Annotated in this window: 7 protein-coding genes; 5 read left to right on the top strand and 2 right to left on the bottom strand. The window is 69.7% G+C overall.

From position 1 onward, the window contains the following. Positions 1 to 210 (bottom strand): zinc-ribbon domain-containing protein (locus D7V88_RS37030; RefSeq protein WP_208726700.1); only part of this gene is annotated, 210 nt, incomplete at its 3' end. A 229-nt stretch (positions 211 to 439) separates the two neighbouring features. On the opposite strand from D7V88_RS37030, the gene D7V88_RS37025 reads away from it, so the two are divergent. The 3 genes from D7V88_RS37025 to D7V88_RS37015 all read left to right on the top strand — a co-directional run bounded on the left by D7V88_RS37025 (position 440) and on the right by D7V88_RS37015 (position 3502). Beyond that, positions 440 to 1753, top strand: a complete 1314-nt coding sequence (locus D7V88_RS37025) for a protoporphyrinogen/coproporphyrinogen oxidase (RefSeq protein WP_120545289.1) — start codon at positions 440 to 442, stop codon at positions 1751 to 1753. Positions 1754 to 1833: 80 nt separating this feature from the next. Next, on the top strand, positions 1834 to 2544 hold the full coding sequence (locus tag D7V88_RS37020; RefSeq protein ID WP_120545288.1) for a glycosyltransferase family 2 protein: 711 nt from the start codon (positions 1834 to 1836) through the stop codon (positions 2542 to 2544). Between the two features lie 10 nt (positions 2545 to 2554). Beyond that, positions 2555 to 3502 (top strand): polysaccharide deacetylase family protein, encoded by a 948-nt coding sequence (locus D7V88_RS37015; RefSeq protein WP_120545287.1) that lies wholly within the window; start codon positions 2555 to 2557, stop codon positions 3500 to 3502. A gap of 21 nt (positions 3503 to 3523) precedes the next feature. Here the strand turns inward: D7V88_RS37015 and D7V88_RS37010 are convergent, their stop codons facing one another. Further along, complete coding sequence (locus tag D7V88_RS37010) at positions 3524 to 4954, bottom strand: DUF2252 family protein (RefSeq protein ID WP_120545286.1); 1431 nt, start codon at positions 4952 to 4954, stop codon at positions 3524 to 3526. Positions 4955 to 5047: 93 nt separating this feature from the next. Here D7V88_RS37010 and D7V88_RS37005 point away from each other — a divergent pair, with 93 nt between their 5' ends. Together D7V88_RS37005 and D7V88_RS37000 are read left to right on the top strand one after the other, a co-directional pair. Then, positions 5048 to 5902 (top strand): lysophospholipid acyltransferase family protein, encoded by an 855-nt coding sequence (locus D7V88_RS37005; protein ID WP_120545285.1) that lies wholly within the window; start codon positions 5048 to 5050, stop codon positions 5900 to 5902. Continuing rightward, the gene (locus tag D7V88_RS37000; protein WP_120545284.1) at positions 5899 to 6867 is read left to right on the top strand and encodes an SDR family oxidoreductase; all 969 of its coding nucleotides are present in this window, start codon (positions 5899 to 5901) and stop codon (positions 6865 to 6867) included. Before D7V88_RS37005 ends, D7V88_RS37000 begins: the two co-directional genes overlap by 4 nt. The last annotated feature ends 133 nt before the right edge of the window (positions 6868 to 7000 follow it).

Below are 7000 nucleotides of genomic sequence, written 5' to 3'. Positions count from 1 at the left end.
GGCCTGGGGTGCGGCGGTGCCCGGGAGCGGAATCGCGGCGGCCTGGGGCGCGGTGGGGGCCGCGGCCTCGGGGGCGCCGGCGCTCACGTCATCGGCCTTGATGGGGAACGTGGTCTGGCACCGGGCACACTTGAGCTTCGCGCCCCCGGGCGGGATCCGCCTGTCATCGATGTTGTAGTTCGTCTGGCACGACGGGCAGGAGACTTTCATTGTTTTCCTTCGACGAGACCGGCTGGCGCGCGCACGCGCAGCAATGAATGGGCGGTGCGATGGTCCGCGCGGCGCGTGCAGGCTAGCAGAGCCGTTTCAAGCCCGGAAAGAACGCGCCCCTCGGGCGACGAGTCGTCACCCGGGCGGCCAGGAGGGCGGGCGCACGCCCCTACCGGCAGTATGCCTTCCTTTTCCAGCCCCCCGGACGAGGTGGTAGACCCGGAGGAGCATGGATCCCATCGTCATCCTCGGGGCGGGCCTCGCGGGCCTGTCCACCGCGCATTTCCTCAAGCGCCCCTGGCGCCTCATCGAGAAGTCGGACCGGGTCGGCGGCCTCATCAAGACCGAGGTCATCGACGGGTGTTACTTCGACCCCACCGGCCACTGGCTCCACCTGCGCGACCCGGAGATCCAGGAGCTGGTCAACACGCTCTGGATGCCCGACCAGATGGTGCGCATCCAGCGCCGCGCCGCGGTGTACTCGCGCGGCACCTTCACGCGCTTTCCCTACCAGGTGAACACCCACGGGCTGCCGCCGGAGGTCGTGGCGGAGAACCTGGTCGGCTACGTGGAGGCCATCTACGGCGAGAAGGGCCGGGCCCTGCGCGAGCGCGAACCGGTCAACTTCGAGGAGTTCATCCTGCGCTACATGGGTGAAGGCTTCGCGAAGAACTTCATGCTGCCCTACAACCAGAAGCTGTGGACCGTGCACCCGCGCGAGATGTCCGCCAACTGGGTGGGCCGCTTCGTGCCGCGCCCCACCCTCAAGGAGGTCGTCGACGGGGCGCTGGGCGCCGGCAGCGACCAGTTGGGCTACAACGCTTCGTTCCTCTACCCGCGCGAGGGCGGCATCGAGAGCCTGGCGCGCTCAATGAAACAGCACCTGCGCGGCGGCGAATTGAGCGTGCACACCGAGCCCGTCTCCATCGACTGGAAGGCGAAGCAGGTCGTGCTGTCGGACGGGCGCACGCAAGGCTACTCGGGGCTCGTGTCCTCCATCGCGCTGCCCACGCTGGTGCAGTTGATCGCGCGCGGTGCCTCCGGGGCCCCGGAGGAGGTGCAGGCCGCGGCGAAGCGCCTGCGGGCCTTCACCGTCACGTACGTGTGCGTGGGCGCGAAGGGCGCCAACCGTCAGCCCTGGCATTGGATCTACCTGCCGGAGCCGGAGTTCCATGCGTACCGCATCGGTTCGCCCTCGGCGGTGTACGCGCCGCTGGCCCCCGCGGACACGGCCAGCTTCTCCGTCGAGTTCAGCCACCACGGCGAGCTGTCGCTGGAGGATGCGGAGCGCAAGGCGGTGGAGGATTTGCTGCGCTCGGAGATGATCCGCTCGAAGGACGACATCCTCTTCGCGCAGGCGAAGGAGATCCCCAACGCGTACGTGCTCTACGACGAGGCGTATGGCCCCGCGAAGGCGGAAATCACCCGCTTCCTGGAACACGCGGGCATCCATATCGCAGGGCGTTATGGCCAGTGGGAGTACTCGTCCATGGAGGACGCCATCCTGGGCGGGCGGGCCTGCGCCCGGACGCTGAACGGCTGACGCGAGGGGTCATCTCCTTGTCGACGGGTGGGTTGGGGCCGTGCTAGGCCCCAGGCCTACCTTTCGCTTCTTCTGGACCCATGGCCCTGCACCTCTCCGTCGTCATCCCGGTCTACAACGAAGAGTCCATCATCGCCCAGGCAGCCGAAGAGCTGCGCCAGGGGCTGGATGCGCGCGGGCTCGACTACGAAATCATCTTCGCGGAGAACGGCTCGCGCGACTCGACGCCCATGATCCTGGAGGATCTGTGCGCCAAGAACCCGCGCCTGCGCTGGTTCCACTCGGAGACGCCCAACTACGGCGTGGCGCTGAAGGAGGGCATCCTCAAGGCCCGTGGCACCTACGTGGTGTGTGATGAGATCGACCTGTGCGACCTGACCTTCTACGACGCGGCGCTGCCCCGTCTGGAGCGCGGTGAGGCGGACATGGTCGTGGGCTCCAAGGCGGCCAAGGGCGCGAGCGACCAGCGTCCCCTCATCCGCCGCGCGGCCACGCGGGTGCACAACAAGCTGCTGCGCGTGGCGCTGGGCTTCCAGGGCACGGACACGCACGGCCTGAAGGCGTTCCGCCGCGAAGCGCTGCTGCCCGTCATCCAGAAGTGCGTGGTGGACATGGACGTGTTCGCCAGCGAGTTCGTCATCCGCGCGTGGCGCGAGGGGCTCAACGTGATGGAGATCCCCATCCAGCTCCACGAGAAGCGCCAGCCGTCCATCCACCTGTTCAAGCGCGTGCCCAACGTGCTCAAGAACGTGGGCAAGCTGTTCTACGTCATCCGCGTCCGCGGGACCTGAGGAGCGACCCATGCCGGCGGCGCGACTGGCGTCCATCTCCGTCGACCTGGATTCGCTGCCGCACTACTGCCGGATCCACGGACTGCCCGAAACGCTCCTGGATGACCGGGCCCGCACGTTGATCCACCGCGTGGCGGTGCCCCGCTTCCGCGACCTGCTGGCCTCCGTGGGCGTGCCGGGGACGTTCTTCGCCATCGGGGAGGACCTGGAGGCGGACCCCGGCGCGGCGGCCGGCATGCGGCAGTCCCACGCGGCGGGCATCGAGGTCGCAAGCCACAGCCACGCCCATGACTACGCGCTCTCGCGGCGAGGCGCCGCCGCCATCGCGGACGACCTGGCGCGCGCGGACGCGGCCATCCTGAAGGCCACCGGCGTGCGTCCCTCCGGCTTCCGGGCCCCGGGCTACACGCTGAACGCGGACCTGTACGCGGCCACCGTGGCGCAGGGCTACCAGTACGGGTCCTCCGCGTTCCCCGCGGCGCCCTACTACGCGGCGAAGGCGGCGGTGATGGGAGCGCTCGCGGCGCTGGGACGGCCCTCGCGCTCCGTGCTGGATACGCCCCGCGTGCTGCTCGCGCCGCGCGTGCCGTACCGGCCGGACCCGGCCCAGCCCTACCGTCGGGGCACGGGCGCGGTGGTGGAGCTGCCGATGACGGTGACGCCGGTGGTGCGCTTCCCGTTCATCGGCACGTTCGCGACCACGCTGCCTCGCGGCACCATGCGCGCCGCGTACCGGGCGTGCCGGGCGGATGCCTTCTTCAACTTCGAGTTGCACGGCGTGGACGTGCTGGACGCGGCGGATGGCATCCCGCCGGAGCTCGTGCGCCAGCAGCGCGACCTGAGGGTGCGCGCCGCGAAGAAGCAGGAGCGGCTGCGCAGCATCTTCCAGTGGCTCAAGGAAGACTTCGACGTCGTCACCCTGCGCGACGCGGCGGGGCAACTCTCCGCGACGCTTTGAGGGAACGTCACGGCGCGCGGCTCAGCGCGCCGCCTTCAGGGCCTTCCAGTCCGCTTCGGCCTGATCCGCGTAGGCCTGCGCGAAGGCGGTGAGCCGCTTCGTGGACTCCTGCGTGTCGCCGCCCACCCAGGACTCCAGCCGCGTGGCCTGCTCCCGCGTGTGACCATGCGCCCGGGCCAGCACCACGCCCGCCTGTTCGAAGGTGGAGCGCAGCCCCTTCTTCTTGGAGAGCGCGCCGTCGTCCAGCTTGCCCTTCTCCGGCTCCACCTCGCGCACGAGGAAGGCCCGGCCGCCCAGGGTCACCGCGCCCGTGAGCGGGTTCGCGTCTCCGGCCAGTTCCTTCTGTGCCTTCACCACGTCCGCGCCGTTCGCGGGAGCCGGGGGCGAACCCACGCCGGAGGCCAGCAGCTCCTTCAGCTCCAGCAGCACGGGCGGGGCCTTTGGATCCTTCGCGCCCAGGAGCACGTAGTCGCGCTCCAGGCCGTAGCTGCTCCCTCCGGCGTCCAGGCGCTCCGCGAGGTCCAGGACCTTCAGGGGCACGGCCACGCCCTCGGTGCCCTTCAGCGTCGCTTCGTACGACGCCAGCGCCGTGCGCACCGCGGCCTTTCGCGTCGCGTCCAGCGGCTTGAGCGTGTCCGTGGTGAGGAAATGGGGCCCCTTCGCGCCATCCAGCTTCACGTACTTCGCCAGCAGGTCCTTCGCCGACGTGTCGCACGACTGGTCGATGAGGTCCTTCACCGGCCCGGACGACTCCTTCTTCGTCAGGAAGGCCCCCGGGTTCGCATCCCCGTCCGCCAGCAGCTCCAGCGTCTCGAAGTACCCCTGCGCGAGCGCCTTGACCGCCTCCGCCTGCTCCCCGGCGGACAGGCCCGCCTCGCGCGCGGTGAGCACGGCGCTGGTGGCCAGCCGCGTGAGGTCCGCCTCCGGCGACGCGGTGCCCGCCTGGTCGAAGTCGTTGAGCCCCCACACCGCCTTGCCCTCCGGTCCGCGGAAGGTGCCCAGGTTGCCCACGTGGGCATCGCCCACCACGAGGATGTCCGGGGCCGGCCGGTCCACCAGCTTCGCGCCTTGCGCGTACGGGCCCCGGAGGTCCGCATGGAAGAGCGCGGGCATCGCCCGGAACATCGCGGAGGGGCTCTCGCGCATCATCGCGAGCTTCTCCCTCAGGCGCGCGGGCGGCAGGGACAGCTTCGCGTTGAAGTCGCGCACGAAGGCCACCCCCCGCGAGGGCTCCCGCGCGAGGCCGGATGCGGCGGCCCGGGCCAGCACCGGGGTGGACGCGGCCACGGTGTCGCCGGTGCGGGACGTGGGCGCCCGGGGCTGGAAGTCGCTGTTGGTGTTCATCCGCCCCGCCGCGCCTCCCGCCGAGGCGAGCGTCAACACCGTCGCCGCGACGGTGGAACCCGGAGCGGACGTCCGGGAGGGGGACTGGGGCTTGGGCGTGATGCGCATGGGGGACACCTTCCGACAGGTTATCGTCAGAAGCGCGGCATGGGTTGCCGGCCCACTCCCGGTGTGCGTGCCGGGGTGCTAAGGAGCCAGCCCATGCTGGAGCGTTTCAGCGACAAGGTGAAGAAGGGCCTGCGCGGCTGGACCGAGCGCATGGCGGGCGAAGCACAATCCGGTGAGCTCCAGGGCCTGGCCCGGACGGAGAACGAGTACGGGGTGGACCCCTTCGGGTTCAACCTGGACTACAGCCTGGCCGCCATCGCCCCGTTCCTGTGGCTCTACCGCCACTACTTCCGCGTGGAGGCCTACGGCGCGGACCGCATCCCGTCAGGGCGCGTGCTGCTGGTGTCCAACCACTCCGGCCAGCTCCCCATGGACGGCGCCATGATTGGCATCGCCCTCATGGTGGAGGGCTCTCCGCCGCGCGCCATCCGCAGCATGGTGGAGAAGTGGGTGCCGTCCTTGCCCTACGTCTCCACCTTCATGGCGCGCGTGGGCCAGATTGTCGGCACGCCGGAGAACTGCCGCCGCCTGCTGGAGGCGGAGGAGGCCATCCTCGTGTTCCCCGAAGGCACGCGCGGCCTCAACAAGCTGTGGCCCCAGCGCTACCAGCTCCAGGAGTTCGGCCTGGGCTTCATGCGCCTGGCCCTGGAGACGAACACGCCCATCGTCCCCATCGCCGTGGTGGGCGCCGAGGAACAGGCCCCCGCGCTGATGAACCTGAAGCCCCTGGCGAAGCTTCTGGGCATGCCGTCCTTTCCCATCACGCCCACGGGCGCGGCGTTCCCGCTGCCCACCAAGTACCGGATCTACTTCGGAGACGCGCTGCACTTCACCGGCCGCGCGGATGACGAGGACAGTGAACTCGACAAGAAGGTGCGCACCGTGAAGGCCTCCATCCAGGCGATGCTCCAGCAGGGGCTCAAGGAACGCCGGGGCGTGTTCTGGTGAGCGCTCCGCACGAGGAAGAGAAGGAGTCCGGCGGGGACCACAAGAAGCCCGCCGTCGTCGTCACCGGCATCAGCGGCAACCTGGGCCGCACCCTGGCGAAGATGCTGCACAAGCGTGAGCGCATCATCGGCATCGACCGGCGCCCCTTCGCGGGCCGGCCGAAGGACGTCGAGATGCACCAGATGGACCTGCGCAAGAAGAAGGCGGAGGACGTCTTTCGCAAGAACGAGGTCCGCGCCGTCATCCACATGGGCATCATGCATGACCCGCGCATGAGCGAGGAGGAGCACCACTCCTTCAACGTCGTGGGCACCACGCGCCTGTTGGAGTACTGCGCGAAGTACGGCGTGAAGAAGGTGGTCGTCCTCTCCTCGGCCAACGTCTACGGCCCCAGCCCGGACAACTCCAACTTCCTCACCGAGGACGCGCCGCTGATGGCCGCGAGCCGCTTCTCCGGTGTGCGCGACCTCATCGAAGTGGACATGCTGGCGCACAGCTTCTTCTGGAAGCACCCGCACATCGAGACCGTGATTCTGCGGCCCGTCCACATCGTCGGGCCCACCATCAAGAACGCGCCGTCCAACTACCTGCGGCTGCGCTACCCGTGGACGCTCGCGGGCTTCGACCCGATGGTGCAGCTCATCCACGTGGAGGACGTGGCGCGCGCGATGGTGGAGGCCCTGCGCCCGGAGCCCAAGGGCGTCTACAACGTCGTCGGCCCTGGCCAGGTGCCCCTGTCCGCGGTGCTGGGAGAGCTGGGCCACACCGCCATCCCCGTGCCGCACCCGCTGGCCCGCCCGCTGCTGGGCCTGATGTTCCGCTACCGCCTGGCCAACTTCCCGCCCCCGGAGCTGGACCACATCCAGTTCCTCTGCGCCGTGGACGGCAACCGGTGGGTCCAGGACGTGGGCTGGAAGGCCCGCTACTCCATGCGCGACACCATCCGCTCCGTGGTGGGCGAGTAGCGGATCTTCCATGGCCGTCGCCGCTCCCCCTGACATGGATGTCACTGGGACGGTGGCGGGATGGCAGGGGGTGCCTGACATGGCTGTCAGGGCGGGCCCGGTGATGAGGTGGGGCCTAGATACGCAAGTGCCT

Source organism: Corallococcus terminator (assembly GCF_003611635.1).
In the GTDB taxonomy this organism is placed as follows: domain Bacteria; phylum Myxococcota; class Myxococcia; order Myxococcales; family Myxococcaceae; genus Corallococcus; species Corallococcus terminator.
The sequence above is the reverse complement of the archived record's forward strand: the minus strand, read 5'-3'. Positions and strand labels throughout refer to the sequence as shown.